Source organism: Paraburkholderia phymatum (genome assembly GCF_040965635.1).
GTDB classification, from domain to species: Bacteria; Pseudomonadota; Gammaproteobacteria; order Burkholderiales; family Burkholderiaceae; genus Paraburkholderia; species Paraburkholderia phymatum_B.
Window position 1 is genome coordinate 378499 of the sequence record NZ_JBFRCH010000001.1, and the last position, 26650, is coordinate 405148.

A 26650-nucleotide genomic window follows, 5' to 3' on the forward strand; every position below is an offset into this window, starting at 1 on the left:
CGGATAACGCAACATTAGAGAGACTCATGCTGACCGGAAACATACTCACTCCCGAAGGCTGGATCCACGGCACGATCGAATTCGAGAACGGCCGCATCACGGCTATCAAGGGCGACGCCGTCGATCCGTCGACGAACGACGCGCCGTACATCCTGCCCGGCTTCATCGATCTGCACGTGCATGGCGGCGGTGGCGCCGACGTGATGGAAGCGGGCAACGCGATCGAGGCGATCACGCGCACGCACGCGCGCTATGGCACGACGAGCCTGCTCGCGACGACGATGACCGCGCCGCGCGACGAACTGATGAGCGTCGTGGCCGGCCTCGGCGACGTCGCGCGCAATCGCGTGCCGGGCGGCTCGCGCGTGCTGGGCGTACATCTCGAAGGGCCGTACATCAATCCCGGCAAGCTCGGCGCGCAGCCTGACGCGGCCGTGTCGGCGGTGCTCGACGAAGTGCTGAAGTATCTGTCGATTGCGCCGATCCGCGTCGTCACGATCGCGCCGGAAATCTCCGGCCACATGGACATCATCTCGGAGATCGCCGCGCGCGGCGTGCGCGTGCAGCTCGGCCACTCGCTCGGCACCTACGACGACGCCGTCGCCGCGATGAAGCACGGCGCGCGCAGCTTCACGCACCTGTTCAACGCGATGTCGCCGCTGCATCACCGCAATCCGGGCATGGTCGGCGCCGCGCTTGCGCACGCCGAGTACGCGGAAATCATCCCCGATCTGCTGCACGTCCATCCGGGCGCGATCCGCGCCGCGATGCGCGCGATTCCGCGTCTCTACGTGGTGACGGACAGCACGTCGGCGACGGGCATGCCCGACGGCGAGTACCGCCTCGGCAGCCAGCACGTCACGAAGTGTCTCGGCGGTGTGCGCCTTGCCGACGGCACGCTCGCAGGCAGCACGCTGACGATGGATCAGGCGCTGCGCAACCTCGTATCGCTCGGCCTGCCGATGGCCGACGTTTCAAACCGTATGTCGCGTTACGCCGCCGACTACCTCGGCCTCGAAGACCGCGGCCGTCTCACGCGTGGCGCGTGGGCCGATGTCGTCGTCTTCGACCGTGAGCTGGCGCTGACGGCGACCTACGTCGAAGGAGAATCGATTGTCGAATATGCTTAAGGAAGCGCTGGCGTCCGCCGACGTGGTCGCCGCGCAACTCAACGATACGTCGCGCGTCGAAGCGCTTGCTGCACGGCTCGCGCAAGAGCCGCGCCACGTTGCGCTGACTGTCGCGCGCGGCAGCTCGGATCACGCGGCGAGTTACTTCGCATCGCTGACGATGAGCCGCATCGGCCTGCCTGTCGCGTCGCTGCCGATGTCGGTCGCGACGCTCCAGCAGGCGCCGCTGAAAGTGCGCGGCCAGCTTACGCTCGGCTTTTCGCAATCGGGCAAGAGCCCCGATCTGGTCGGCACGATGCAGGCGCTGCGCGATGCGGGCGCGCTGACCGTTGCCGCCGTCAACGTGCCCGGCTCGCCGCTCGAAGCAGCATGCGAGTTCTATCTGCCCCTCGTCGCCGGTCCCGAACTGAGCGTCGCGGCCACGAAGAGCTATATCGCGATGCTGTCCGTCTCCGCGCAACTCGTCGCGCACTGGCAAAAGGACGAAGCGCTGCTCGGCGCGCTCAAGTCGCTGCCCGATGCGCTCGCGCGAGCGGGCGCGCTCGACTGGTCGAAGGCTGTCGACGAACTGCGCGACGTCGAACGGATGATCGTGGTCGGCCGCGGCCTCGGTCTCGCGATTGCGCAGGAAGCGGCGCTGAAGCTGAAGGAAACCTCGGGCATTCAGGCCGAGGCGTTTTCGAGCGCCGAAGTGCGTCACGGTCCGATGGAGCTGATCGACCGCGACTATCCGCTGCTCGTGTTCGCACCGCGCGGACCGGAACAGGCGGGCCTGCTGCAACTCGCGCGCGACATGCAGGCGCGCGGCGCGCGCGTGCTGCTCGCCGCACCCGGCGACGTGCCCGAAGCCGCGTTGCCGCTCGCATCGACGGAGCATGCCGCGCTCGATCCGATTGCCGCAATCCTTTCTTTCTACGTGATGGCTGCCGGCCTTGCCGCCGCTCGCGGACGCAATCCCGATGCGCCGCGCCATCTGATGAAAGTCACCGAAACTCACTGAGCGAGAGATGCAGATGCGACGTGTCGAGGAGTCCGTTTTGAAGAGCCATTCCGAAGGCCAAATTGTTCTGCTAGCGCCGATGACGGGGCCCGTCGTCCCGCTCGCGAGCGTGCCCGATCCCGTGTTTTCAGGCGGCATGTTCGGCGATGGAATCGGTATTGATCCACTGGAAGGCAAGCTCGTCGCGCCGTGCGACGGCGTCGTGATGCATCTGGCGCGCACGGGTCATGCCGTCACGATCACGACGGAAGAAGGCGCCGAAGTGCTGCTGCATATCGGCATCGATACCGTCGAGCTGAACGGCAACGGTTTCGCGCCGATGGTCGAAGAGGGCGCGAAGGTGCGCAAGGGCGACGTGCTGATCGAGTTCGACCAGGACACGGTTGCGCGTAATGCGCCGAGCCTCGTGTCGGTGATTGCGATTGCGAATTCCGATGCGTTCGAAATCGTCGAGCGCGCCGAAAGCGGCACGCTGAAGGCAGGCGAATCGCCGCTGCTGACGCTGCGTGCGCGAGACGGCCATGCCGTCGCGGCGTCGCGCGAGGCGTCGAGCGTTAGCGACGAAGCGCGGCAGTCGATCGTGCTCAAGCATGCGGGCGGTTTGCATGCGCGTCCGGCGGCGCGTGCGCGTGAAGCGGCGCGGGGCCTCGATGCGCGCGTCGAAGTGCGCTTCGAGGGCAAGAAGGCGGCGATCAAAAGCGTCGTCGGTTTGCTGGGGCTCGGCGCAGGACAGGGCGCGACGGTCGAGATCGTCGGCATTGGTGCGCAGGCTGCGGCCGCCGTCGAAGCCGTCGCGCGCGAACTGACGCGCGAGGCGCACGGCGAAGCGGAAGAAAAGCCGGCGCGCGAGATGTCGCCCGTGCCTGTGCCTGTGCCCGTCGCGGCCGCGCTCGCGCCTGCCGCAGGCGGCGCGCCGCTCGTGCCGAACACGCTCGCGGGCGTGTGCGCGGCGCCCGGCATCGCCGTGGGCAAGCTGGTGCGCTGGGACGAAGCCGACATCGATCCGCCGGAGACGACGGGCAACACGCCTGCCGCCGAGAGCCGTCTGCTCGACAAGGCGTTCGCCGCCGTCGATGCCGAACTGAATACGACCGTGCGCGACGCTTCGCAACGCGGTGCGCATGGCGAAGCGGGCATTTTCGCGGTGCATCGCGTGCTGCTCGAAGACCCGACGCTGATCGACGCGGCGCGCGATCTGATCAGTCTCGGCAAGAGCGCGGGCTTCGCGTGGCGCGAAACGATCCGCGCGCAGACCGACGTGCTGTCGAAGGTCGACGATGCGCTGCTCGCCGAACGTGCCGCCGACTTGCGTGACATCGAAAAGCGCGTGCTGCGCGCGCTCGGCTACTCGAACGCGGCTGCGCGCTCGCTGCCGGACGAGGCCGTGTTGAGTGCGGACGAATTCACGCCGTCGGACCTGTCGTCGCTGGATCGCACGCGTGTCACGGCGCTCGTGATGGCGCGCGGCGGCGCGACGTCGCACGCGGCGATCATCGCGCGCCAGGCGGGCATTCCCGCCGTCGTCGCGCTGGGCGACGCGCTGCATTCGATCGCCGACGGCACGCAAGTCGTGGTCGACGCGACGGCGGGTCGTCTCGAGTACGCGCCGAGCTCGCTCGATATCGAATGCGCGCGCACCGAACGCCAGCGTCTTGCCGGCGTACGCGAAGCGTATCGCCGCACGTCGCAGCAAGCCGCCGCGACGGGCGACGGCCGCGCGATCGAAGTGGCCGCGAACATCGCGACGCTCGACGACGCGACGGCCGCTGTCGAAAACGGCGCTGATGCCATCGGCCTGCTGCGCACGGAGCTGCTGTTCATCCATCGCCAGGCGGCGCCGACCGTCGACGAGCATCGCCAGAGCTACCAGTCGATCGTCGACGCGCTGCAAGGCCGCACGGCCATCATCCGCACGCTCGATGTCGGCGCGGACAAGGAAGTCGATTATCTGACGCTGCCGCCCGAACCGAACCCGGCGCTCGGCCTGCGCGGCATCCGTCTCGCGCAGGTGCGCCCCGATCTGCTCGAAGACCAGCTGCGCGGCCTGCTCGCCGTTCAGCCGGCGGGCAAAGTGCGCATCATGTTTCCGATGGTGACGGACGTGGGTGAGCTCGTGCGTCTGCGCAAACGGATCGACGAACTCGCCGCCGAAGCCGGCCGCACGGACAAGATCGAAGTCGGCGTGATGATCGAAGTGCCGTCGGCTGCGCTGCTGTCCGATCAGTTGTCGAAGCACGCGGATTTCCTGTCGATCGGCACGAACGATCTCACGCAATACACGCTCGCGATGGACCGCTGTCAGGCCGATCTCGCCGCGCAGGCGGACGGGCTGCACCCGGCAGTGCTGCGCCTCATTTCGGTCGCGGTGCAGGGTGCGGAGAAGCATGACAAGTGGGTCGGCGTGTGCGGCGCGCTTGCCGGCGATCCGCTCGCGGTGCCGCTGCTCGTCGGCCTCGGCGTGACCGAGCTGTCGGTCGATCCCGTGTCCGTGCCGGGCATCAAGGCGCGTGTGCGCAAACTCGATTATCAGCTGTGCCGTCAGCGCGCCCAGGACGCTCTGGCGCTCGAATCGGCACAAGCGGTAAGAGCCCTGAGCCGCGAACTCTGGCCGCAAGACTGATCGCGCACTTGTGCAATCCGTCCTCGGACAGAACCCGTCGGCTCGACATTTCAACCTGCATGTAAAGCAACGACTCACATACGAGACAAAGGAGTGGAGGTATCAATGGATGGGAATCCGTTTCTGAAGATTCAGCGCCTTGGCCGCGCACTGATGCTGCCGATTGCGGTACTGCCCGTGGCCGGCCTGCTGCTGCGCCTCGGTCAGCCCGATGTGTTCAACATCAAGATGATCGCCGACGCCGGCGGCGCGATCTTCGACAACCTGCCGCTCCTGTTCGCGATCGGCGTCGCTGTCGGCTTCGCGAAGGACAATAACGGCGTTGCGGCGCTGGCGGGCGCAATCGGCTATCTGATCGAAGTCGCCGTGATGAAGGACATCAACGACAAGCTCAACATGGGCGTGCTGTCGGGGATCATCGCCGGCATCGTCGCGGGCATGCTGTACAACCGGTACAAGGACATCAAGCTGCCCGACTACCTCGCGTTCTTCGGCGGCAAGCGTTTCGTGCCGATCGTCACCGGGGTCGCGTGTCTGGCGTTGGGCATCGTGTTCGGCTACGCGTGGGCGCCCGTGCAGGGCGCAATCGACACCGCCGGCCACTGGCTGACGACGGCAGGCGCGATCGGCGCGTTCGTGTTCGGTCTGCTGAACCGTCTGCTGCTCGTCACGGGCCTGCATCACATCCTGAACTCGCTCGCATGGTTCGTGTTCGGCACCTTCACGCCGCCGGGCGGCGCGGCTGTGACGGGCGACCTGCACCGCTTCTTCGCGGGCGATCCGACGGCGGGCACCTTCATGACTGGCTTCTTCCCGATCATGATGTTCGGTCTGCCGGCCGCGTGTCTCGCGATGTTCCATGAGGCGCCGAAGGAGCGCCGCGCGGTGGTCGGCGGCCTGCTGTTCTCGATGGCGCTGACGTCGTTCCTGACGGGCGTGACGGAGCCGATCGAGTTCAGCTTCATGTTCCTCGCGCCCGTGCTTTATGCGATCCACGCGGTGCTGACGGGCCTGTCGCTCGCGATCTGCTCGGCGCTCGGCATCAAGCTCGGGTTCACGTTCTCGGCGGGCGCGATCGACTACGTGCTGAACTACGGCCTGTCGACGAAGGGCTGGGAAGCGATTCTCATCGGTCTCGCCTATGCCGTCGTCTACTACGGTCTGTTCCGCTTCTTCATCCGCAAGTTCAACATGGCGACGCCGGGCCGCGAAGCGGAAACGGCTGACGCTGCCACCGAATCGTATGCGTCGGCGGGTTACGTGGCGCCCGTAGAAGGCGCAGCGGCGAAGTCGTCGACGCGCGCGCAGCGCTATATCGCTGCACTGGGCGGCGCGGCGAATCTGTCGGTGGTCGATGCGTGCACGACGCGTCTGCGTCTGTCCGTCGTCGATTCGGACAAGGTGTCGGAGAACGAACTGAAGTCGATCGGCGCACGCGGCGTGTTGAAGCGCGGCGCGGGCGCGGTGCAGGTCATCATCGGGCCGGAAGCGGACATCATCGCCGATGAAATCCGCGCGACGATCGCGAGCGGCGATGGGACGGCGCCTGTCGTTTCGGCTGCTTCGTCGGCGGCTTCATCGGCGGCATCTATGGGAAATCCGGCTACGGCTGCCGATGCTCCCTCTGCAACGGGCAATGGTCCGCTCGATCCGGACCCGCTGCGCTGGCTCGCCGTGTTCGGCGGCGCGACGAATATCGTCTCGCTCGAAGCGGTGGCGGCGACGCGCCTGCGCATCGTCGTGCGCGATCCGTCGGCTGTCGATCGCCAGCGCCTCGACACGCTGAACGTCGCGTGGGTGTCGCCGGATACGTTCCATATCGTCGTCGGCGATTCGGCGCTGCGTTACGCGCAGCAACTGTCGACGCGTTTGACGGCGACGGCTTGAGGCTCTTGGCCGTCTGAGCGTCTTGCGATAAAGAATCGGCGCCTCTTGGGGCGCCGATTTACGTTGTGCGCCCAGCATGGGTGCAATCTTGCGGGCGCAAGTCCTACCATGAGTGGGCCAAAGCGAACGAAGCGAAGCGCGACTGCATGAGGGCGTCAGTCCTCCGTGTCATGTCGACTCAATTTTGAGCGAGTCAAACTCGACGGCGATTTCTGCGCCGACAGTTGAAAAGAGGTATGCAATATGGTTCGCGCTATGCGTTCCGAAATGCGTGGATTTTTTCAGCATCGCCATTGCAGCGGGGTATGCCGCGTTACCGGCCCTCAACACCTCGATAGAATTGACGATGTTCAGTAATCCACCGTCAACGATGCTCGCGCGCGTCACACCGCAAAAGGTAACGGTCGCCCGTCGGTTTCGATCGTATAGCCCAAGTGTCAGCGTGTTCGGCGTATTGGCTCCGTCTTGCTTGCTCGTCGCAATAACATCCAGGTACCAGTCGTGAAAGCCGCCGAACTGTTCCAGTGCATCTGTGATCGTCATGGAAGGTGTCCTATGGAAGGATGGAAACCGGCCAGCCGTGGTCGCGGCCTTGGTCGTCCCAGTTGTGGGCGTGCGGGTTTGGTTGGCCGTGGTGGCCGTCAAAGTCAATGTCAACAGCTGGCGTGCCGTCTGAGCCATACATCCGCCATTGCTTCTTTTTCTCGGGCGCACTCTCGACCCATGTGTTGGGCACACCGTCAAACGCGATTCCGGCCAGTTCCGTCGTGTCGCCCGACAGTTGATCAACGCTGTACTCGAACGGCTGCGCATCGCTGAGTGGCGTTGATGTATCGTCGCACGCATCAGAGCCGTCCGTCAGGCTCTCGACCATGTCGGGTGCGGCGTCGTCATCATCAGCAGCATCTGAGCCGCCGCCGAGCACGGCCCCGGCCAGGCCGAGCAGGCTGCCGCCGTCATCGCCCCCGTCGTCGTTCCCGCTCGCAGCACTCAACGCGGCGCGCGCCGCCTTCAACTGTGCCTCTACGGTAGATGGATCATATGGCCCCCTCAGGACCGGTTCGCCGTCCCATACCAAAGGACCCGGCCCCGCATTCCTGAACGCGGCCCACGTCGTGCCGCTACCGCTGCCGAATCCGCCACCGCCTGACTGCTGCGGCCAGCGCAGCGGCGCGGGCGTAGGCCGGAACGTCATCGGAAGCGAGCGCCAGTCACGGTTGATGACGGGCACAAGCATTCCGTCGCGCACGGCCTGTTTAAGCGCGCGCTCGATACCCGCGTTATCGGTCGGCAGGTCCCAATGAACGAAGTTCAACTGGTTACTCAAGAATGAGCGGATCGCATCAATATCTGGAGCAATGGTTCGCCGGAAATCGCAATTGGAACGGAAATACCGGTTGAAGGTGCGCTTGTCATCTTCGATTTCGCGCTCCCGCTCACGGCGCGTGTCCCAGTCGGCGAAAGCATCCCAGTAGCCACTACCATGGCGGTAATATTCCTTCGCGAGCACGAGCATGCATTGCCACGTGCCAATATCGAGCGGCAGGTGAAGCGCGTTATACGACATACACGCTCCTACAGCGCCGCATACCGGACAGCCCGCAATGCGAGCCTTGTTCAATGGCGAGATCAAACGACATCCGACCTCCTATCGTTATATGAAGGGCGGGTATACCTAGCACGGAAGCGGGGTGGGAAGGCGCGCCACGACAATTTATGGCGCAAAACGTGCTCGCGCGTGGGGGCCGCATCTCGATAGAGGTTGAAGACATGGTGCGCCCACGCTTCGATCATGGCGCGTCTCTTTTCAAGCAGATCAGTGCGGTGATGGCCCGCTTCGCCTCTGTTCCCGACAGTGCGCAAGCGCACGCTCGGCAAGATCGCAAGCGCAGCACTTCGTTGTCCAGATCACGAAACGAACTTCTATAGCAGCATGCGAGGGCGTCACATTTGTAGTGTATCGAGGTCATGAGACGATAACGGCAATAACGTTCTATGACCGACTCAACAGTGACGAGGAAAAGCAAGAACCCGCTAAGGCGGGAGGGTAAAGGCAGCGGCAAATCATCTTTGTCGAACTCGACGCAAGGCAACTTGGGCACCGGCTCGGGAGTCCTCACAAGCACAGCGACCTTAGCCGTTCCAAACACCCGGTGCGGCCCGCATGCCGGGTAACGGGGGTAGGCTGATGGCTACCCCTATGCTGTTTACCGCACGCCGCGCCTGTCGAATCAACGCTCGTTCGCGTCGTCGTCGATGGCATGGTTCGCTTCGAGCCACATCACGTTGATGATGCCGAACGCGAGCGCGAGGCCAATGCCGAGAATCCAGCTGAAGTACCACATGGTCCGCTCCTCTTCGCGAGTCGCTTTGTCAGTACATCGAGTGATGATTCTGCTCGATCGCTTCGGCCGTCACTTTGCCGCGCATCACGCGATACACCCAGCTCGTGTAGATGAGCACGACGGGCAGAAACACGACGACGGCGATGAGCATGATCTGCAGCGTCATCTGACTGGATGTCGAATCCCAGACGGTGAGGCTGCTGCGGCCATCCAGCGACGACGGCATGATGAACGGAAACATCGAGAAGCCCGCCGTCAGGATCACGCCGATCACCATCAGCGACGTCGATAGAAACGCAATGCGCTCGAAACGGGAGTTCGCGAGCACCAGCGCGAGCACGCCGCCGATGATGCCGGCCAAAGGCGCAGCAGTCATCCACGGATACAGCGAGTAGTTCGTGAGCCACAGGCCCGGCGCGCCGATCACGTTTTTCAGCAGCGGATTCGCGACGGTATCGAGCGGAGCCGGCTCGCTGATCTGATAGCCGCCGATCAGCGTCGCGACCAGCACACCCGAGATCAGAAACAGCGCGACGGCGACGAGCGACGCGATGCGCAACGCGACGGACGCGCGCCGCGCGACGATGCCATCCGCTTTCATCTTCACGAACGCCGCGCCGTGTGCCGCGAGCATCGACGCGCTCAACAGTCCGGAAAGCAGCGCGAACGGGTTGAGCAGCTCGAAGAAGCTGCCGTGATAGGTGACGCGCAGTTCCTGATCGAAGGCGAACGGCACGCCTTGCAGCAGGTTGCCGAACGCGACGCCGAACACCAGCGCGGGCACGAAGCCGCCGGCGAACAGCGCCCAGTCCCACGCGCTGCGCCAGCGGGGATCGTCGCGCTTGCCCCGGTAGTCGAAGCCCACGGGTCGGAAGAACAGCGCGAACAGCACGAGCAGCATCGCGAAGTAGAAGCCCGAGAACGACGCCGCGTAGACGAGCGGCCACGCGGCGAACATCGCGCCGCCAGCCGTGATGAGCCACACCTGGTTGCCTTCCCACGTCGCGCCGACCGTATTCACGACGATGCGTCGCTCCGCGTCCGTCTTGCCGATGAACGGCAGCAGCATGCCGGCGCCCATGTCGAAGCCATCGGTGAGCGCGAAGCCGATCAGCAGTACGCCGATGAGCGCCCACCAGATCAGTTTGAGGGTTGCGTAATCCATAGCGTGGTATCCCGTGATGAAAGCGTGTCGATATCGGTCATGCGGCCGTGTTCGCGCCGACGGCAGTCGTCTCGGACCGCTCGTGGTGATAGCGGCCCGTGTGCAACGACGACGGACCGAGCCGCGCATACTTGAACATCAGCGTGATCTCGATGATGAAGAGCGCGGTGTAGAACACGACGAAACCGGCGAGGCTCAGATACAGATCGCCGGCCGTCAGACTCGACGCGGACAGCGATGTCGGCAGAATGCCCGCGATGGTCCACGGCTGGCGTCCCAGTTCGGCGACGACCCAGCCAAACTCCGCCGCCAGCCACGGCAGCGGAATCGCCCACACGGCCCAGCGCAGGAACCAGCGGCGGTTGTCGCGCAGCAGCGTGCGCTGCGCGCAGAAGAAGAACGCGAGCACGAATGTCGCGAGGAACAGCAGGCCGAGACCGACCATCAGCCGGAACGACCAGAACACGGGCAGAACGGGTGGGACCGTTTTCTTCGCGGCCAGCTTGATCTGAACGGCGGAGGCGTCGGTGACGTTCCGCGTGAACTGCTTGAGCATCAGGCCGTAGCCGAGGTCCTGCTTGTGCGCGTCGAACGAGGCGCGCGTTTCGTCGCTCGTGTCGCCCAGCTTGATCTTTTGCAGCGCGCCGTAGGCGATCATGCCGTTCCTGATGTGCGCCTCGTTGCGCGCCATCAGATCCTTGAGGCCGACGACGGGTTCATCGAGCGAACGCGTCGCGATGATGCCGAGCGCGTAGGGCACACGCAGCGCGTAGTCGGTGCGCTCTTCCTGCTGATTCGGGATGCCGAAAATCGTGAACGGCGCGGGCGACGGCGCGGTTTCCCATTCCGATTCGATCGCGGCAAGTTTCATCTGCTGGACTTCGCCCGTCGTATAGCCCGATTCGTCGCCGAGCACGATCACGCACAGCGTCGATGCGAGGCCGAAGCCCGCTGCGATCGCGAACGAGCGCAGCGCGAACTCGGTGTCGCGGCGCTTGAGCAGATACCACGACGACAAGCCGAGCACGAACATCGACGCCGTCACATAGCCCGCCGATACCGTGTGCACGAACTTCACCTGCGCGACCGGGTTGAAGATCACGGCGAAAAGGCTCGACAGTTCCATGCGCATCGTCTCGTAGTTGAACTCGGCGCCGACGGGATTGTTCATCCAGCCGTTCGCGATGAGAATCCACAGCGCGGACAGATTCGATCCGAGCGCAACGAGAAACGTGACCATCAGATGCTGAACGCGCGACAGCCGGTTCCAGCCGAAAAAGAACAGGCCGACGAAAGTCGATTCGAGAAAGAACGCCATTAGCCCTTCGACGGCGAGCGGCACGCCGAAGATGTCGCCGACGTAGTGCGAGTAGTACGACCAGTTGGTGCCGAACTGGAATTCGAGCGTGAGCCCCGTCGTGACACCCATCGCGAAGTTGATGCCGAACAGCTTGCCCCAGAACTGCGTCATGTCCTTGTAGACCGGCTTGGCCGTCATCACGTAGACGCTCTCCATGATGACGAGGAGCCACGACAGTCCGAGCGTCAACGGTACGAAGAGAAAGTGATACAGGGCCGTAACGGCGAACTGCAGACGCGAAAGGTCGACGACATCGCTAGCGGGCATGGTTGTCACCTTGGGACGGAGGCGAGACGGGCACGGAGAGCAGTGCCTGAGCGACCTGTGCGGGCGGCAGCGACATGTGCTGCGCCTGCGGATGATCGAAGAACGTGAGCTTGAGCGCGAGCAGTAGCGCGAATTTGACGACGAGGACGATAGCGATGTCGCGTGCGAAGGTCGGGCCGCGGGCCCACGCGACGATGCGGCTGCTGAGCGCGCGGCGTGAAGGATTCCTATGATTGAGCGTTATGGCCATGATCGATTGGCAACGACATCGCGCCGGATGCACCGGCAGTATCCAGCGCCCGACACAGCCGCACTGGCGCACGCATAACGATTGTAGGAATAGTCTGTCGGCTGGCGGTGCGTCATCGCGTCGCGAGCCCGGCAATGCTTCACCACTAATAGGCCACCTTCCGCATCAGGTCAAGGCGAGCGCTCGCACGTGACTTGCTGTGATGCGGCTTTCGACAATGCAAAGAAAAAGCCCTGCCTTCTTTCGAAAGGCAGGGCTCGGTGCAGGTTCGACGCGGCTTTCAGCCGCCCGATGGCTCTCTGACTGTTTCTCTGACGTTACGCGTACTCGGCCAGCGCAGCGCGCATCTTCTTCATCGCGCTTGCTTCGATCTGACGGATGCGCTCAGCCGACACGCCGAATTCATCGGCGAGTTCGTGCAGCGTCGAGCCACCCGAGCCATCGTCTTCGACCTGGAGCCAGCGCGCTTCGATGATGCGGCGGCTGCGTGGATCGAGCGACTCCAGCGCGCTCGCGATACCGTCGCTTTGCAGCCGGTCGCGCTGACGCGCAGCCAGCACGGCCGTCGGCTCGCTATGCGAATCGGCCAGGTAGGCGATTGGGGCGAACGCTTCTTCGCCGTCTTCGACCTGTCCTTCGAGCGCGACATCGCCACCCGACAAGCGCGTTTCCATCTCGGCCACTTCCTCGCGCTTCACGTTCAGCTCTTTCGCGAGACCGTCGATCTCATCCGGCGTGAACGACTGCAACCCTTGCTTGTGGCTGCGCAGGTTGAAGAACAGCTTGCGTTGCGCCTTGGTCGTCGCCACTTTCACCGTGCGCCAGTTGCGCAGGATGTATTCGTGGATCTCAGCCTTGATCCAGTGCATCGCGTACGACACGAGGCGCACGTTCTGCTCCGGGTCGAAGCGCTTCACGGCCTTCATCAGGCCGATGTTGCCTTCCTGGATCAGGTCGGAGTGCGGCAGACCATACCCGAGATAGTTGCGCGCGATCGACACGACCAGCCGCAAATGCGACAGAACGAGCCGGCGCGCGGCGTCGAGATTGTTGTGCTCGCGGTATTCGGTGGCGAACTGGCGCTCTTCTGCCGGCGTCAGCATCGGAATCCGGTTCACGGCCTGGATGTAGGCGTCGATATTGCCCAAATGGCCGGGCAGAAGGGAAGCATGCGAGAGCGTCAGTGCACCTGCCGAACCGGCCTTGGCCGACGACGGGCTCAGAGTACTCGGAAGGGTCAATGTGTTGCTCACGTAGCAAACTCCTTTATTCAGACAAAAGTCCGGCAAAGCCAGACCACGATGGATGTTAGCACTCTCGTATGTTGAGTGCTAATACTTAGAAGCCATAGGGGCATCCAAGTTCCCAACTATCTATCGAAATTGGCATCCCAATAGTATTGTACCTCGTCTGCTAGTTCTCTACCGAACGCGTAGCATCGATCGCCTGAGCAAGAAATCGCAATCATCAGTAAGATTTTTTCAGAAACAGAACCAGTTATTTGCGGCTTTTCGGTTGTTTTTAAAGGGTCCGATAATTGCCTCTGTCTCTAAAATGTCGCTGCACGATTTCTCGCCGCTCAACCCTGAAAATTCAGTGGACACACGATGGAAGAAAACAACAAGGCTTGGTGTGGTCTGGCACTTAGGTGCGCCGCGGCGGCGGCGTTTTTGGGCATGTGCGGTTCGGCATGGGCGGACCAGTTCGGCGTGCAGATTACGGGCGGTCTCGGCGATCATCACGTGCGCAAGCTCGAACTGGGCTTCGTCTGGGACCCGAATCTGACCTGGTGGGAAATCGGCGGCTGGCACTTCGCGCTGATCGGCGAAGCGCACGCCGCGTGGTGGCACACTGACGAAGGCGACGTCCACAACAACATTGGCGAATTCGGCGTCACGCCAGTCGTGCGGTTCATCAAGGGCACGGGCGCGTTCCGGCCGTTCGTCGAGGCGGGCCTGGGCGTGCGCGTGCTCACCAGTCCGCGAATCTCTTCGACCTTCAGCTTGGGCTCTGCGTTCCAGTTCGCCGACATGGTGGGCGCGGGCGCTCAATTCGGCTCGCATCAGCAGTATGAGCTCGGCTACCGTTTCCAGCATGTCTCGAACGGCGGTATCAAAGAGCCGAATCCTGGTATAAATTTCCACCAGGTTTACGTGCAGTACAACTTCTGACGACGGCCGCCGTTGCCGGCGCTGTCGTCCTGGGGGCGAATGCAATGGCGGCAAAAGTGATCGAGGCGATTCGCGGGCTGGAGCGCGATCGCTTTCGCGCGATGGTCGAAGGCAATGGGCAGCAGCTCGACGCGCTGCTCTCCGACAACGTCATTTACGTCCACACGAACGGCAAGCGCGAGTCGAAACAGCAGTTCATCGACGCCATCACGGGCGGGCGCCGCCGCTATCGCCAGATCGAGATCCAGTCGCAGGACGTGCTGCCCGTCGGCCGCGAGACGTGCGTGGTCACGGGACGCGCGCTGATCGAGATGGAGGCCAACAGCGGCGCGCTGCTCTTTCCGATCGCCTACACCGCGATTCAGGCGCAGGAGGACGGAAAGTGGCGGCTGATCGCCTGGCAAGCGACGCGTTGCGCAATCGAGTGACGCGGATCGCGCAATCACTCCTTTCCTGACGGCGCCGCCTCGTGGGCGGGCCGTGCGCGCCGCGGTGATCCGAACCGTCGGCGCTGGCGTTTGTGCGCCGCTGCCCGTGTGCCCGTGGCGATGCGTCTACTTCCCGGCCGGTTGCTACGCCGCAGCTCGCCGGTCCACCGTCGGCCAGCCCGCACGATTGACGCCGCTGACTACGGCATCCACGACGGCCGTCATTTCGTCTTCCGCGACGCCTACGCCGTGCCGCATCGGCTGCTCGCCGACACGGCAGCCGACGAACACGGCCGTGCGCCCGTCCGTCGTGCGCACGGTTTCGAACGACGTGATTTCGACGGGCTGCTTCGCTGCCGCCGACATTTGCTGCGCGACGGCTTTCGCATACGCCTCGTGACCGTCGACGCGGGCGGCCGCCGTCGCGGGCACGCGAATCTCGCGCTTGTTCCAGCGGACCGTCGATCCGTTCACCCGCTGCGCCGGCCCCTCCGTCTCGAAGTATTCGCGCGCGAAGAGCGCGCAGATCGCGTCGCCCGTCACTTCTTCGCCCGACTGGTCGGCGACCGCCTGCACCGCGTGGCTGAATTCGATCTGCACGCGGCGCGGCGGCGCGAAGCCCATGCCGCGCTCGAGCAGATACGTCGCTCCGCCCTTGCCGGACTGGCTGTTCACGCGAATCACTGCGTCGTAGCTGCGCCCGACATCGGCGGGATCGACGGGCAGATACGGCACTTCCCAGACGGCGTCCGCTTTCTGCTGCGCGAAGCCCTTGCGGATCGCGTCCTGATGCGAGCCGGAAAACGCCGTGTAGACGAGATCGCCTGCATACGGATGGCGCGGATGGACGGAAATCTGGTTGCAGCGCTCGACGACGCGCCGCACTCCGTCGATATCCGAGAAGTCGAGCGCCGGATCGACGCCCTGCGTGTAAAGGTTCATCGCGAGCGTCACGATGTCGACATTGCCGGTGCGCTCGCCGTTGCCGAACAGACATCCTTCGACGCGGTCCGCGCCCGCCATCAGCGCGAGCTCGGCCGCCGCGACGGCCGTACCGCGATCGTTATGCGGATGCACCGACAACACGATGCTGTCGCGGTAGCCGAGATTGCGGTCCATCCACTCGATCTGATCGGCGAACACGTTCGGCGTCGCGGCTTCGACGGTGGCAGGCAGATTCACGATCATCTTGTGATCGCGCGTCGGGCGCCACGTCTGCGCGACGGCGTCGCAGACTTCGCGCGCGAACGGCAGCTCGCTCATGCTGAACGTCTCCGGCGAGTACTGATAGGTCCAGTACGTCTGCGGACGGGCATCCGCGTGCTCGCGGATCATGCGCGTGCCTTCGACGGCCAGCGCCTTCACTTCTTCCTTCGACTGGTCGAACACGATCTTGCGGAACGACGGGCAGATCGCGTTGTACAGGTGGACGATCGCGCGCGGCACGCCTTCGAGCGCCTGGAACGTACGCGCGATCAGCTCTTCGCGCGATTGCACGAGCACTTCGATCGTCACGTCGTCGGGAATGCGCTTTTCGTCGATCAGCTTGCGGACGAAGTCGAAGTCGGTTTGCGACGCCGACGGAAAGCCCACTTCGATCTCCTTGAAGCCAATGTGGACGAGCATCTCGAAGAACTCGGTCTTCTGCTCGATGCTCATCGGCTCGATCAGCGACTGGTTGCCGTCACGCAGATCGGTGCTCATCCAGATGGGCGCGCGCTCGATCGTGCGGCTGGGCCATTTGCGTCCCGTCAGACGGACGGTGGGGAAAGGACGGTATTTCTCGGCAGGGTTGCGCAACATGGTGAGCCTCGTTCGTTTCGTCTAGTCGTGTGCTGGGTGGTGTGGCGTCGAGCGGCTGGCGGGCTGCCACGGATGCACGCCCCGCAAGCCGGGCGCTAGCGGGAGCAACGAACGGGCGCGGACGAAGAACATCATCGGGACGACGACGAAGGCAACGATCGGTACTGAAGCCCATGCAACGTGCATTTGACCCTCGCGATTCGTCCGAGTGGTAAACGGACGAATACAGACGACTACAGGTTTTGAAGGAACTACGGACTGGGATGAAACAGGAACTGCTTCGGAGGACCGCGCGAGCCGCTGTGGCGACGCGTGCGGCGCTACGTCTGGCTTACGCTAGACGTAGCGATAGGGGCCGCGCTAGGCGGCCGAGGGTAATTCGGAGGGTGTTCGGGTAAGAACGCATTTGCAGAAGATAAGCGAGGCCGCGCGTGGCTGTCAACACGCCGCGGCCACGTGATGCTCTTCTGACGCTGCTCGCCGCAGCCGTTCGCGGCCGTTCACAACGTGTGTGAGACCGCTGTCTGCCTTGATCCGGCGGCCTTTCTGGCGATGTCGACGATCAGCTCGACCTGGCGCGTGATCGCGGCCGGCACAGGCGCTTCGCCGCGCAGAACGGACTCGATCCAGGCCGCCGTCGTGTGGGCGTCTCGGCCTTCGGGCAGTTCGACTTCGGGCGCATCGGGTGACGAGCGCTCGGCGGCGACGCGCGTTTCGCAGATGCCGTCGTGCAGCCAGTCGATCTGCACCTGGCGGCGCGTATCGGCAACCGCCTCGCCCTCCGTGCCGCGCGCGAGCAATGCGCCGCCAATGGCCGCGTCGGGATGCGCGACGAACAGCCTGGTCAGGCTTTCTCGGTACGGCGGGTGTGTGTAGTTCACGAGTCGCAGACCGGCGGGTGCGAACGGCTGGAGGATCTTGACTAGCGTATGCGTCGAGTTGCGCACTCCCATCCGCCGACGCAGCGACAGCAGCCGTGCGAGCTTCGGCGCGAGCGTCTCGATGGGCGCGAACGCAATGCGCCGGTTCGCAAGGCCCGCTTCGATCTCGGCGCGGGTTTGTGCCGGCGCGACATTCAGATGGGCGAAGATTTCCGCGCTCGTCACGCGGCCCGGGTCTTCCGTGACGCCGTGAATCAGCACGGGCACGCCCTCGCGCGCGAGCAGCAACGCGAGGAGCGGCACGAGGTTCGGCTGCTTGCGCGCGCCGTTGTAGCTCGGAATCGACACGGCCTGGTACGCGTCGTGCGTCACGTTGACGGGCGCGAACGACGCGTGGGCAGCCGCAAGCATCGCGGCCAGTTCATCGGCGGATTCCCCTTTCACGCGATACGCGAGCAGGATCGCGCCCAGTTCCAGATCGGACACGCGGCCGTCGAGCATCGCCGCGTAGAGCGCATGCGTGTCGTCGGGCGTGAGCGCGCGCGCGCCATTGGGGCCCCGCCCGATTTCCTTGATGAATCGGGCGCAGGGGAAAGGAGCGGCAGTATCGGTGAAATTGGTCATCGGGCAAATCGGTGTTGTGAGGACAGCGGGCAACGAGGTTTCGCATTGGCTCGCGAGCGAGCGGGGCGCGGATCGCGTGGCGTCGTTGGCCGTTTGAGCTTGGTTCTGTTCAGTATCGCATGCTGCGCGTGCCTGCAGAATTCGAGCAAATTGCCGGCATGCATCGAACGTTAAAACATGGCTGCGAGGCCCGCCACCTGGCCATTCGGCCAGGTCACGCGCGTGACGGCGTCGCGTTACACTCGGTGCTTCGCTGCGTCGAGCGGCTCAATCAATAGAAGACGGAGAACGGAATGGGTTACGTGTTTGCGCCAGCGCCGGTGACGGCAGTGCCGGTCGTCGGATCGGACGATCAATTCGCGGTGCGCCGCATTTACTGTGTCGGCCGCAACTACGAGGCGCACGCTCGCGAAATGGGCCATGATCCCGATCGCGAGCCGCCGTTTTTCTTCGCAAAACCCGCCGATGCCGTGCTGTACGTTGCGCCTGGCGCGACGGGCGAATTCGCTTATCCGGCGCAGTCAAAGAACGTGCACTACGAGATGGAACTCGTCGCGGCAATCGGCAAGGCCGGCAAGAACATTTCCGCCGACAACGCGCTCGACCACGTCTATGGCTACGCGCTCGGCCTCGACATGACGCGCCGCGACCTGCAGGCCGAGGCGAAAAAGCTGGACCGACCGTGGGACACGGCAAAGGGTTTCGACCAGTCGGCGCCGCTCGGCCCGATTCATCCCGTGTCGAAAGTCGGTCACGTCGGCAAGGGCGCGATCTGGCTCACCGTCAACGGCGAGGAGAAGCAGCGTTCGGACGTGTCGCAACTGATCTGGTCGGTGGCCGAGACGATTGCGTATCTGTCGACGTTCTTCGAACTACAGCCAGGCGACCTGATTTTCACGGGCACGCCGGAAGGCGTCGGCGCGGTCGCGCGAGGCGATCTGATGAAAGGAGGCGTGGACGGGCTGGGCGAGTTCAGCGTGCGCGTCGTTTGATGATGTAGAAGTGAGGTTGGGGAGGGCAACACAATGAAGCTGTACAGCTACTTTCGCAGTTCCGCGTCGTATCGCGTGCGCATTGCGCTGAACCTGAAGAACCTGCCGTACGAATACTTGCCGGTGCACATGCTGCGCGATGGTGGCGAGCAGTTCAAGCCCGAGTATCGCAGGCTCAATCACGATGCCGTGGTGCCCACGCTGGTGGACGACGGCACTGTGCTGACGCAGTCGATTGCGATCGTCGAGTATCTGGAGGAGACGCATCCCGAACCGGCGCTGCTGCCGTCGACAGCAGCCGATCGCGCGTATGTCCGCTCGATCGCGCTGCAGCTCGCGTGCGAGATCCACCCTTTGAACAATCTGCGCGTGCTGAAGTATCTGAAGCGCACCGTCGGCGTGAACGACGAGGTGAAGGACGCGTGGTATCGCCACTGGATCAGTTCGGGCTTTGCGGCGCTCGAAGAATATCTGGTCGCAGATGGGCGCGCGGGCGAGCTGTGCTTCGGCGATACGCCGACTCTGGCGGACATCTGTCTCGTGCCGCAAGTGTTCAACGCGACGCGCTTCAACGTCGATATGAGTCCGTATCCGACCATCCAGCGCATCTGCGACTATGCGAACACGCTCGACGCGTTCGCGCGCGCGGAGCCCGGCGTGCAGCCCGACGCCGAGTGAGGCCGCGGCCTTCTTCGAGCAGCCGGCTCGCAACGCGCGAATATTGACGGCAACAAAAAGGGCGTCATGCAAGCACATGACGCCCTTTGTACCCGATGCCTGGTCAGCCTTGGCGGCCCGTCAAGTCAACCCAGCAGAGCATCCGAGAACTCTTCGGCGCTGAACGGCTGCAGATCCTCGACCTTCTCGCCGACGCCGATGAAATACACGGGCACCGGGCGCTGCCGCGCGATCGCCGCGAGAATGCCACCCTTCGCGGTGCCGTCCAGCTTCGTCACGATCAGGCCGGTGAGGTTCAGTGCATCGTCGAATGCCTTGACTTGCGCGAGCGCGTTCTGCCCCGTGTTCGCATCGATGACGAGCAGCACTTCGTGCGGCGCGCCGTCCATCGCCTTGCCGATCACGCGCTTCACCTTGCGCAGCTCTTCCATCAGATGAAGCTGCGTCGGCAGACGGCCGGCCGTGTCCGCCATCACAACGTTGATCTTGCGTGCGCGCGCCGCGCCGACCGCGTCGAAAATCACGGCAGCGGGATCGCCGCTTTCCTGCTGCACGACTGTCACTTTGTTGCGCTCGCCCCAGATCGCGAGCTGTTCGCGCGCGGCGGCGCGGAACGTGTCGCCCGCGGCGAGCAGCACCGACTGGTTGAAGTTCTGCATGTGCTTCGCCAGCTTGCCGATGCTCGTCGTTTTGCCTGCGCCGTTCACGCCCGCGATCATCATTACGGTCGGCTGGTAGTGGCCGAGCGTCAGCGATTTCTCCAGTGGCTTCAGCAGGTCGACGAGCAGCGCGCGCAGCGCGCCTTTGACCTGCTGCGGATCAGAGAGGCGTTCCGAGCGCACTTTCTCGCGCAGCGCTTCGAGCAGATACTCGGTCGCGTCGACGCCCGCGTCGGACATCAGTAGCGCCGTCTCCAGTTCTTCGTATAGTTCTTCGTCGATCTTCGTGCCGACGAATATGCCCGTAATGCTCGAACTGGTCTTCGACAGGCCGCTGCGCAGACGCGTCAGCCATGTGCGCTTCGCTGCCGCCTCGGGTTGCGGCGGCGGGACGATTTCGACTTCCTCGTCCGTGTCTTCGAAGTCGGCGGCGCTGGGCACATAGTCGGGGTCGAATTCGGGCGCGTCGGCTGAGTCGGGCACAGGCTGCGCGTCGCGCGCATGCTTCGACGGAGTACCGGGGGCGGCGGGCGCGGTCACGTCCTGCGTATCGACGCCGCCGCCGGAATCGGTCTGCGACGCCTCAGGCGTGCCGTTGGGCGTATTCGAACCCTTGAATCGTTTGAAAAAGCTGAACATGGTCTGAGCTGCGTGAGAATGCGCTGGATTCCCGTTATTTGCCGGATGGCGCGTGGCGACAAACGTCAACGCGTCGGTCCTGGCGGCGGGACATGGCAGTGCGGGATGCGAGGCGCTGGAAGCCCAACATTTTATCAGGCGCTTCCGGCGCCGTCGTGATGGCGCGTCATTGGGCTCCGCGACGGGCGTCATTGCGCACCGCCCCGGTGAACTTCGGCGAAGGCCGCCGCGCGCGTGTGGTAACGTGGGCGCTCCGGCCCGCCCGTCGACGAAAGCGGCGCGATCGACAGATCTCGACGCTCATCGCTCCCCATCCACGACAGGCGGGCGCACGCTCAACAAACGAACCGCATGTCCCGTACTTCCCCTGCACGTGCAAGAAACGCGCCGTCCGGCCGTGGCCAGGCGCACACCATTCGCATCATCGGCGGCGACTGGAAACGCACGCCGCTGCCCGTGATCGAGATTGACGGGTTGCGTCCGACGCCCGACCGCGTCCGCGAAACGCTCTTCAACTGGCTCGGCCAGCGGCTCGATGGCCGGCGTTGTCTGGACCTTTTCGCCGGCAGCGGCGCGCTCGGGTTCGAGGCCGCGTCGCGCGGCGCGACGCGTGTGCTGATGGTAGAGCGCAACGCGCGCGCGGCGGCGCAGTTGCGCGCCAATCAGGCCAAGCTGTCGGCAAGCGCGATCGAAATTGTCGAGGCCGATGCGCTGCGTCTCGCCGCAAGCCTCGCGCCTGGCTCGTTCGACGTCGTCTTTCTCGATCCGCCCTTCGACGACGATCTGCTCGGCCGCGCCCTCGAGGTCGCCGCACCGCTGGTAAGCGCGGATGGCTTTCTTTACGTCGAGTCTGGAGAATCGCTCGACGCGGCGGGAAACACGGCGCTCGAAGGCTGGTCGGTGATCCGCGAGGGCAAGGCGGGCGCCGTCCGCTATCATTTGCTGCAACGCGAAAATGAGGAATAATGCGCGTTCATAACAAGCGCCGGGCGGCTTGCCGCTGAACGCGCGGTGTCGTTGCCGGACGGGTCCTGCGGGGCGTTCCGGCACGCTTCTAGTCTGTAGAGAGGAGAAATCCCATGGTAGTCGCCGTGTATCCAGGTACGTTCGATCCGCTCACGCGTGGTCACGAGGACCTCGTGCGCCGCGCATCGAGCATTTTCGACACGCTGGTGGTGGGAGTGGCGGATAGCCGCAACAAGAGGCCGTTCTTTTCGCTCGAAGAGCGGCTCGACATCGCCAACGAGGTGCTCGGCCACTATCCGAACGTCCAGGTGATGAGCTTCAAGGGACTATTGAAGGATTTCGTCCGCGTCAACAACGCGCGCGTGATTGTGCGCGGTCTGCGCGCCGTCTCGGATTTCGAGTACGAGTTTCAGATGGCGGGCATGAACCGCTATCTGCTGCCGGACGTCGAGACGATGTTCATGACCCCATCCGATCAGTATCAGTTCATCTCGGGCACGATTGTCCGCGAGATCGCCCAACTGGCCGGCGACGTGAGCAAGTTCGTGTTCCCGTCGGTGGAAAAGCGGCTGCAGGATAAGGTCGCGGCGATGGAGCAGGCGCGGGCGGCGCAACCGTGATCTCCGGCACCTGACGGAGCGCTGTGTCCTGGTAGTCTTTCGTAGTCGATAACCGGGCGCGAAACGTGGTCTATCCGACAGGCGTAAAATCACAGATTATGGAAAGTTAGCCGCGATGTGCGCGTTGCGCGCCGGCATGAAGTGAGAACAGCATGGCCCTGATGATTACCGACGAGTGCATCAATTGCGACGTTTGCGAGCCCGAGTGCCCGAACGACGCAATTTCGATGGGTCCGGAAATCTATGTGATCGACCCGAAGAAGTGCACCGAATGCGTCGGCCATTTCAATGAGCCGCAATGCGTGCAGGTGTGTCCCGTCGAATGTATTCCGCGCAATCCGGAGCATCTCGAGACGCCGGAACAGTTGATGACGAAGTACAACGCGCTGCAGGCCGCAAAGAGCGCGTGATCTCACCGAAAGCGGCGCATCGTGCGCCGCTTGTCTCGTTCCAGGCGTATCTATCAGCCGACGATCTCCTTCAACGCGTTCACGAGCGTATCGCATTCGGCATCGGTGCCGATTGAAATGCGCAGATGCTGATCGATGCGCGGCGCCTTGAAGTGCCGCACGAAGATTTCCTTTTCCCTGAGCCGCGCGGCGAGTATCGCGGCGTCGTATCCCGCGTGACGCGCGAACACGAAATTCGCCGACGACGGTACGACATCGAAGCCGAGCGCCGTCAGTCGCGCAGTGAGCCGTTCGCGGCTCTCGATCACTTTTTCGGTGCAATCGCGGAACCACGCGTCGTCCTTGTATGCGGCCGTCGCGGCGGCTTGCGCGAGACGGTCGAGCGGATACGAGTTGAAGCTGTCCTTCACGCGATTCAACGCGTCGATCAACGCAGCATCGCCGAACGCAAAGCCGACGCGCATGCCGGCGAGCGAGCGCGACTTCGAAGTCGTATGCACGACGAGCAGATTCGGATACTTGCCGATCAGCGAAATCGCAGACTGCGCGCCAAAGTCCACGTATGCTTCATCGACGACGACCACCGAATCGGGATTCGATGCGACCACTCGCTCGATGTCCGATAGCGGCAGCGCGTGGCCAGTCGGCGCATTCGGATTCGGAAAGAGAATGCCGCCGTTCGGCTGCATGTAGTCGTCGATGCGAACCTTGAACGCGTCGTCGAGTGGAATCGTCCGGTACGCGACGTCGTAGAGACGCGCGTACGTCGGATAGAAGCTGTACGTGATGTCGGGAAAGAGAATCGGCTTGTCGTGCTTCAGAAGCGCCTGAAATACGGTCGCGAGCACTTCATCTGAGCCGTTGCCCGCAAACACCTGATCGGCATTCAGACGATGATGGACGGCCACCGTCTCTCGCAGCACGCGCGCAGTCGGATCGGGATAGCGGCGCAAGGACTCGGCATGCTCGCCCAGCTCGTTGCGGATCGCGCTTACCACGCCGGGCGACGGCGGATACGGATTCTCGTTGGTGTTCAGCTTCACGGGATGCGCAAGCGCGGGCTGCTCGCCCGGCACGTACGGCATCAACCGATGAACGATATCGCTCCAGTAGCGGCTCAAGCTTCTCTCCTTTTTAGACGCTCGCGTCAAGGATTGCGATGCAGCTGCATCATTGCGCGTTCGAGTTCGCCCTTGACGACGATCGGCATCACGGCAAGCGCGCGTTCGATCGAGGCGTCGATCACGTCCAGCTCTTCCTTGCGCGGCGGCTTCAGCACGAAGTTCGCGACGTCCGGCTTCGCGCCGGCGCGGGCGCTCTCGGGAATCAGATCGCGCGGGTGGCCGATGCCGATTCGGAGTCGCCAGTATTGCTGCGTCGACAGGTGCGCGGAAATGTCCTTGAGGCCATTATGCCCGCCGCTGCCGCCGCCGAGTTTCAGCTTGACGGCGCCGGGCGGCAGATCGAGTTCGTCGTGCGCGACGAGAATCTGATCCGGCAGGATCTTGAAGAAGTGCGCGAGCGCGACGACCGATTGACCCGAACGGTTCATATACGTCTGCGGCTCGAGCAGATGCACTTCTTCGCCATACAGACGCGTTTTCGCATAGAAGCCGAGAAAGCGCCGCTCGTCGCGCAACGTCGCGCCCGCTTCGCGCGCGAGTTGGTCGACGAGCCAGAAGCCGGCGTTGTGGCGGGTCGCGGTGTATTCGGCGCCCGGATTGCCGAGCCCGACGATCAGCTTGATCATGTTCGAGTGAGCCGCGCGACACGCACGCAGCCTGGGAAAAATCGAAAAAAAACCCGCCGGGGCGAACCGCGGCGGGTTACGTCGACCGTTCCATTGAAACGGATCGAGAGGATAGCGGCCTTATTCGGCAGCCGGCGTTTCGCCTTCAGCCGATGCTTCTTCCGACACGGTACCAGCAGGAATCGGCGCCGACACGATCACCGGGTTTTCTGCTGCGAGGTGCGCAATAAGTGCGACGCCAGCCGGCAGAACGATGTCCGTTGCGTGCAGCGATTGACCCGCTTCGATCTTCGCCAGATCGACTTCAATGAACTCCGGCAGAGCGGCCGGCAGGCATTCGACTTCGATTTCGTTGATGACGTGCGAGATCACCGCGCCACCCAGCTTCACAGCCGGGTTGGTTTCCTGGTTCAGGAAGTGCAGCGGCACCTTCGTGTGAATCTTCTTTTTCGCGTCGACGCGCTGGAAGTCCACGTGCAGCACGAGCTGACGGAACGGGTGGTATTGCACGTCGCGCAGCAGAACCTGTTGCGACTTGCCTGCCACTTCCAGATCGAGGATCGACGAGTGGAATGCTTCCTTCTTCAGTGCGTGAAACAGCGCGTTGTGATCGAGTTCGATCAGTTGCGGTTCGCCGGCGCCGTACACGATACCCGGGGTCTTGCCCGAGTTACGCAGGCGGCGGCTCGCACCCGTACCTTGCAAATTACGCTCGAAAGCGATGACTTTCATTTGATTCTCCATTATCTGCCCGCGACCAGGCAGTAAAACGGGGCCTGCATACCCAACGGGACTAACGGCCCCAGACACGACGGCGTGAACCTTCGTCCGTTCACGCCGAAATGCAAAAGCGCCGCATTTGTCATGCGGCGCTTTCGCGAATACTCTAGCTTTCCGCGAACAGCGACATCACCGAGTCGCCGCGACGGATACGCGAGAACGTTTCGGCCAGCAGACCCGCGCTCGTCAGCGAGCGAATCTTCGGGCAAGAGCGGGCTTCTTCGCCGAGCGGAATCGTGTCGGTAACGACGACTTCGTCGAGCGCCGATGCCGCAATGCGCGCGCCAGCGCCGCCCGACAGAACCGGGTGCGTCGCATACGCGAAAACCTTCGTCGCGCCACGCTCCTTCAGCACTTGCGCTGCCTTGCAGAGCGTGCCGGCCGTATCGACCATGTCGTCCATGATCACGCAGGTGCGGCCTTCGACTTCGCCGATAATGTTCATCACTTCAGCGACGTTCGCCTTCGGACGACGCTTGTCGATGATGGCCAGATCGCAGTTCAGCTGCTTTGCCAGCGCGCGGGCGCGGACCACGCCGCCGACGTCCGGCGACACGACCAGCAGGTTCTCGTGATTCTGCTTGCGCAGATCGCCGAGCAGCACGGGCGTTGCGTAGATGTTGTCGACGGGGATGTCGAAGAAACCTTGAATCTGGTCAGCGTGCAGATCCATCGTGATGATCCGCTCGACGCCAGCGATTTCCAGCATGTTCGCCACGACCTTCGCCGAGATTGCGACGCGCGCCGAACGCGGGCGACGATCCTGACGGGCATAGCCGAAGTAGGGGATGGCTGCTGTGATCCGGCCGGCGGATGCGCGCTTGAGCGCATCGACCATGATCATCAGTTCCATCAGATTGTCGTTGGTCGGCGCGCAAGTGGACTGGAGGACGAAGACGTCCTTGCCACGAACGTTTTCCTGAATCTCGACCTGGATCTCGCCGTCCGAGAAACGGGAGACCATTGCTTTACCGAGGGGAATACCGAGGATCTTGACGACTTCCTGTGCAAGCGCTGGATTTGCGTTGCCAGTAAAAACCATCAGGCCGTCATGGCTGCTCATCATGCACCTGCTTCAGGCTGTGGGAGGCGAGGAACTGCGAGAAAATTATGGCAGGGGAGGAAGGACTCGAACCCTCGCATGCCGGAATCAAAATCCGGTGCCTTGACCAACTTGGCGACTCCCCTACACTAACTTTGAGCTTCGCTGAATGTGTAGGCCATT

25 protein-coding genes and 1 tRNA gene are annotated in these 26650 nt (G+C 63.5%); 11 read left to right on the top strand and 15 right to left on the bottom strand.

What is annotated here, in order from left to right; genetic code table 11:
- Nucleotides 1-26 precede the first annotated feature (26 nt).
- From nagA to nagE, 4 genes are all read left to right on the top strand, one after another.
- Nucleotides 27-1130 carry an N-acetylglucosamine-6-phosphate deacetylase gene (nagA, locus tag AB4Y32_RS01745; protein WP_368719683.1) on the top strand — a complete coding sequence of 368 codons (1104 nt, stop codon included), beginning with the start codon at nt 27-29 and terminating at the stop codon, nt 1128-1130.
- Nucleotides 1123-2130 carry an SIS domain-containing protein gene (locus AB4Y32_RS01750; RefSeq protein ID WP_368719986.1) on the top strand — a complete coding sequence of 336 codons (1008 nt, stop codon included), beginning with the start codon at nt 1123-1125 and terminating at the stop codon, nt 2128-2130. The genes nagA and AB4Y32_RS01750 overlap by 8 nt, the downstream gene beginning before the upstream one ends.
- 13 nt (nt 2131-2143) lie before the next feature.
- Entirely contained in the window at nt 2144-4750 is a 2607-nt protein-coding gene (gene ptsP / locus AB4Y32_RS01755; RefSeq protein WP_368719987.1) for a phosphoenolpyruvate--protein phosphotransferase, read from the top strand.
- 105 nt (nt 4751-4855) lie between these two features.
- Complete coding sequence (gene nagE, locus AB4Y32_RS01760) at nt 4856-6637, top strand: N-acetylglucosamine-specific PTS transporter subunit IIBC (RefSeq protein ID WP_368719684.1); 1782 nt, start codon at nt 4856-4858, stop codon at nt 6635-6637.
- 168 nt (nt 6638-6805) lie between these two features.
- Here nagE and AB4Y32_RS01765 read toward each other — a convergent pair whose 3' ends face one another.
- The 7 genes from AB4Y32_RS01765 to rpoH form a co-directional block, all read right to left on the bottom strand.
- Complete coding sequence (locus tag AB4Y32_RS01765) at nt 6806-7180, bottom strand: hypothetical protein (protein ID WP_368719685.1); 375 nt, start codon at nt 7178-7180, stop codon at nt 6806-6808.
- 10 nt (nt 7181-7190) lie between these two features.
- Nucleotides 7191-8204, bottom strand: a complete 1014-nt coding sequence (locus tag AB4Y32_RS01770) for a hypothetical protein (RefSeq protein WP_368719686.1) — start codon at nt 8202-8204, stop codon at nt 7191-7193.
- A 664-nt stretch (nt 8205-8868) separates the two neighbouring features.
- Nucleotides 8869-8982 carry a cytochrome bd-I oxidase subunit CydX gene (cydX, locus tag AB4Y32_RS01775; RefSeq protein ID WP_368719687.1) on the bottom strand — a complete coding sequence of 38 codons (114 nt, stop codon included), beginning with the start codon at nt 8980-8982 and terminating at the stop codon, nt 8869-8871.
- 28 nt (nt 8983-9010) lie between these two features.
- The gene (gene cydB, locus AB4Y32_RS01780) at nt 9011-10147 is read right to left on the bottom strand and encodes a cytochrome d ubiquinol oxidase subunit II (RefSeq protein ID WP_368719688.1); all 1137 of its coding nucleotides are present in this window, start codon (nt 10145-10147) and stop codon (nt 9011-9013) included.
- Between the two features lie 37 nt (nt 10148-10184).
- Nucleotides 10185-11774 carry a cytochrome ubiquinol oxidase subunit I gene (locus AB4Y32_RS01785; RefSeq protein WP_368719689.1) on the bottom strand — a complete coding sequence of 530 codons (1590 nt, stop codon included), beginning with the start codon at nt 11772-11774 and terminating at the stop codon, nt 10185-10187.
- Nucleotides 11764-12024 carry a cytochrome oxidase putative small subunit CydP gene (cydP, locus tag AB4Y32_RS01790; RefSeq protein WP_368719690.1) on the bottom strand — a complete coding sequence of 87 codons (261 nt, stop codon included), beginning with the start codon at nt 12022-12024 and terminating at the stop codon, nt 11764-11766. The genes AB4Y32_RS01785 and cydP overlap by 11 nt, the downstream gene beginning before the upstream one ends.
- Before the next feature lie 317 nt (nt 12025-12341).
- The gene (gene rpoH / locus AB4Y32_RS01795) at nt 12342-13277 is read right to left on the bottom strand and encodes an RNA polymerase sigma factor RpoH (RefSeq protein WP_368719691.1); all 936 of its coding nucleotides are present in this window, start codon (nt 13275-13277) and stop codon (nt 12342-12344) included.
- Nucleotides 13278-13631: 354 nt separating this feature from the next.
- Here rpoH and AB4Y32_RS01800 point away from each other — a divergent pair, with 354 nt between their 5' ends.
- Entirely contained in the window at nt 13632-14195 is a 564-nt protein-coding gene (locus AB4Y32_RS01800) for an acyloxyacyl hydrolase (protein ID WP_439899703.1), read from the top strand.
- Between the two features lie 44 nt (nt 14196-14239).
- Nucleotides 14240-14623 carry a nuclear transport factor 2 family protein gene (locus tag AB4Y32_RS01805; protein WP_368719693.1) on the top strand — a complete coding sequence of 128 codons (384 nt, stop codon included), beginning with the start codon at nt 14240-14242 and terminating at the stop codon, nt 14621-14623.
- A 144-nt stretch (nt 14624-14767) separates the two neighbouring features.
- On the opposite strand, the gene leuA is transcribed toward AB4Y32_RS01805, so the two are convergent.
- A complete protein-coding gene (gene leuA, locus AB4Y32_RS01810) occupies nt 14768-16426 on the bottom strand; it encodes a 2-isopropylmalate synthase (RefSeq protein ID WP_368719694.1) in 1659 nt (552 codons plus the stop codon).
- A 500-nt stretch (nt 16427-16926) separates the two neighbouring features.
- Nucleotides 16927-17931, bottom strand: coding sequence for a DNA-binding protein YbiB (gene ybiB / locus AB4Y32_RS01815; RefSeq protein WP_368719695.1), 1005 nt, complete (start codon nt 17929-17931; stop codon nt 16927-16929).
- A 293-nt stretch (nt 17932-18224) separates the two neighbouring features.
- On the opposite strand from ybiB, the gene AB4Y32_RS01820 reads away from it, so the two are divergent.
- Together AB4Y32_RS01820 and maiA are read left to right on the top strand one after the other, a co-directional pair.
- Entirely contained in the window at nt 18225-18923 is a 699-nt protein-coding gene (locus AB4Y32_RS01820; RefSeq protein WP_368719696.1) for a fumarylacetoacetate hydrolase family protein, read from the top strand.
- Nucleotides 18924-18956: 33 nt separating this feature from the next.
- Complete coding sequence (gene maiA / locus AB4Y32_RS01825) at nt 18957-19601, top strand: maleylacetoacetate isomerase (protein WP_368719697.1); 645 nt, start codon at nt 18957-18959, stop codon at nt 19599-19601.
- A gap of 125 nt (nt 19602-19726) precedes the next feature.
- Here the strand turns inward: maiA and ftsY are convergent, their stop codons facing one another.
- On the bottom strand, nt 19727-20899 hold the full coding sequence (gene ftsY / locus AB4Y32_RS01830; RefSeq protein ID WP_368719698.1) for a signal recognition particle-docking protein FtsY: 1173 nt from the start codon (nt 20897-20899) through the stop codon (nt 19727-19729).
- A 351-nt stretch (nt 20900-21250) separates the two neighbouring features.
- On the opposite strand from ftsY, the gene rsmD reads away from it, so the two are divergent.
- The 3 genes from rsmD (at nt 21251) to AB4Y32_RS01845 (ending at nt 22895) form a co-directional block, all read left to right on the top strand.
- Complete coding sequence (gene rsmD, locus AB4Y32_RS01835; RefSeq protein WP_368719699.1) at nt 21251-21865, top strand: 16S rRNA (guanine(966)-N(2))-methyltransferase RsmD; 615 nt, start codon at nt 21251-21253, stop codon at nt 21863-21865.
- A gap of 113 nt (nt 21866-21978) precedes the next feature.
- Nucleotides 21979-22485 carry a pantetheine-phosphate adenylyltransferase gene (gene coaD / locus AB4Y32_RS01840; protein ID WP_368719700.1) on the top strand — a complete coding sequence of 169 codons (507 nt, stop codon included), beginning with the start codon at nt 21979-21981 and terminating at the stop codon, nt 22483-22485.
- 152 nt (nt 22486-22637) lie between these two features.
- On the top strand, nt 22638-22895 hold the full coding sequence (locus AB4Y32_RS01845) for a YfhL family 4Fe-4S dicluster ferredoxin (protein ID WP_368719701.1): 258 nt from the start codon (nt 22638-22640) through the stop codon (nt 22893-22895).
- A gap of 53 nt (nt 22896-22948) precedes the next feature.
- On the opposite strand, the gene hisC is transcribed toward AB4Y32_RS01845, so the two are convergent.
- The 5 genes from hisC to AB4Y32_RS01870 form a co-directional block, all read right to left on the bottom strand.
- Nucleotides 22949-24016, bottom strand: a complete 1068-nt coding sequence (gene hisC / locus AB4Y32_RS01850) for a histidinol-phosphate transaminase (protein ID WP_368719702.1) — start codon at nt 24014-24016, stop codon at nt 22949-22951.
- A gap of 26 nt (nt 24017-24042) precedes the next feature.
- Entirely contained in the window at nt 24043-24645 is a 603-nt protein-coding gene (pth, locus tag AB4Y32_RS01855; protein WP_368719703.1) for an aminoacyl-tRNA hydrolase, read from the bottom strand.
- A 120-nt stretch (nt 24646-24765) separates the two neighbouring features.
- Nucleotides 24766-25377: a 50S ribosomal protein L25/general stress protein Ctc gene (locus AB4Y32_RS01860; protein WP_368719704.1), complete on the bottom strand. Its 612-nt coding sequence runs from the start codon at nt 25375-25377 to the stop codon at nt 24766-24768.
- A gap of 154 nt (nt 25378-25531) precedes the next feature.
- Nucleotides 25532-26488, bottom strand: coding sequence for a ribose-phosphate pyrophosphokinase (locus tag AB4Y32_RS01865; protein WP_087734318.1), 957 nt, complete (start codon nt 26486-26488; stop codon nt 25532-25534).
- A 48-nt stretch (nt 26489-26536) separates the two neighbouring features.
- Nucleotides 26537-26613: transfer RNA gene (locus AB4Y32_RS01870), tRNA-Gln, on the bottom strand.
- Nucleotides 26614-26650 lie beyond the last annotated feature (37 nt).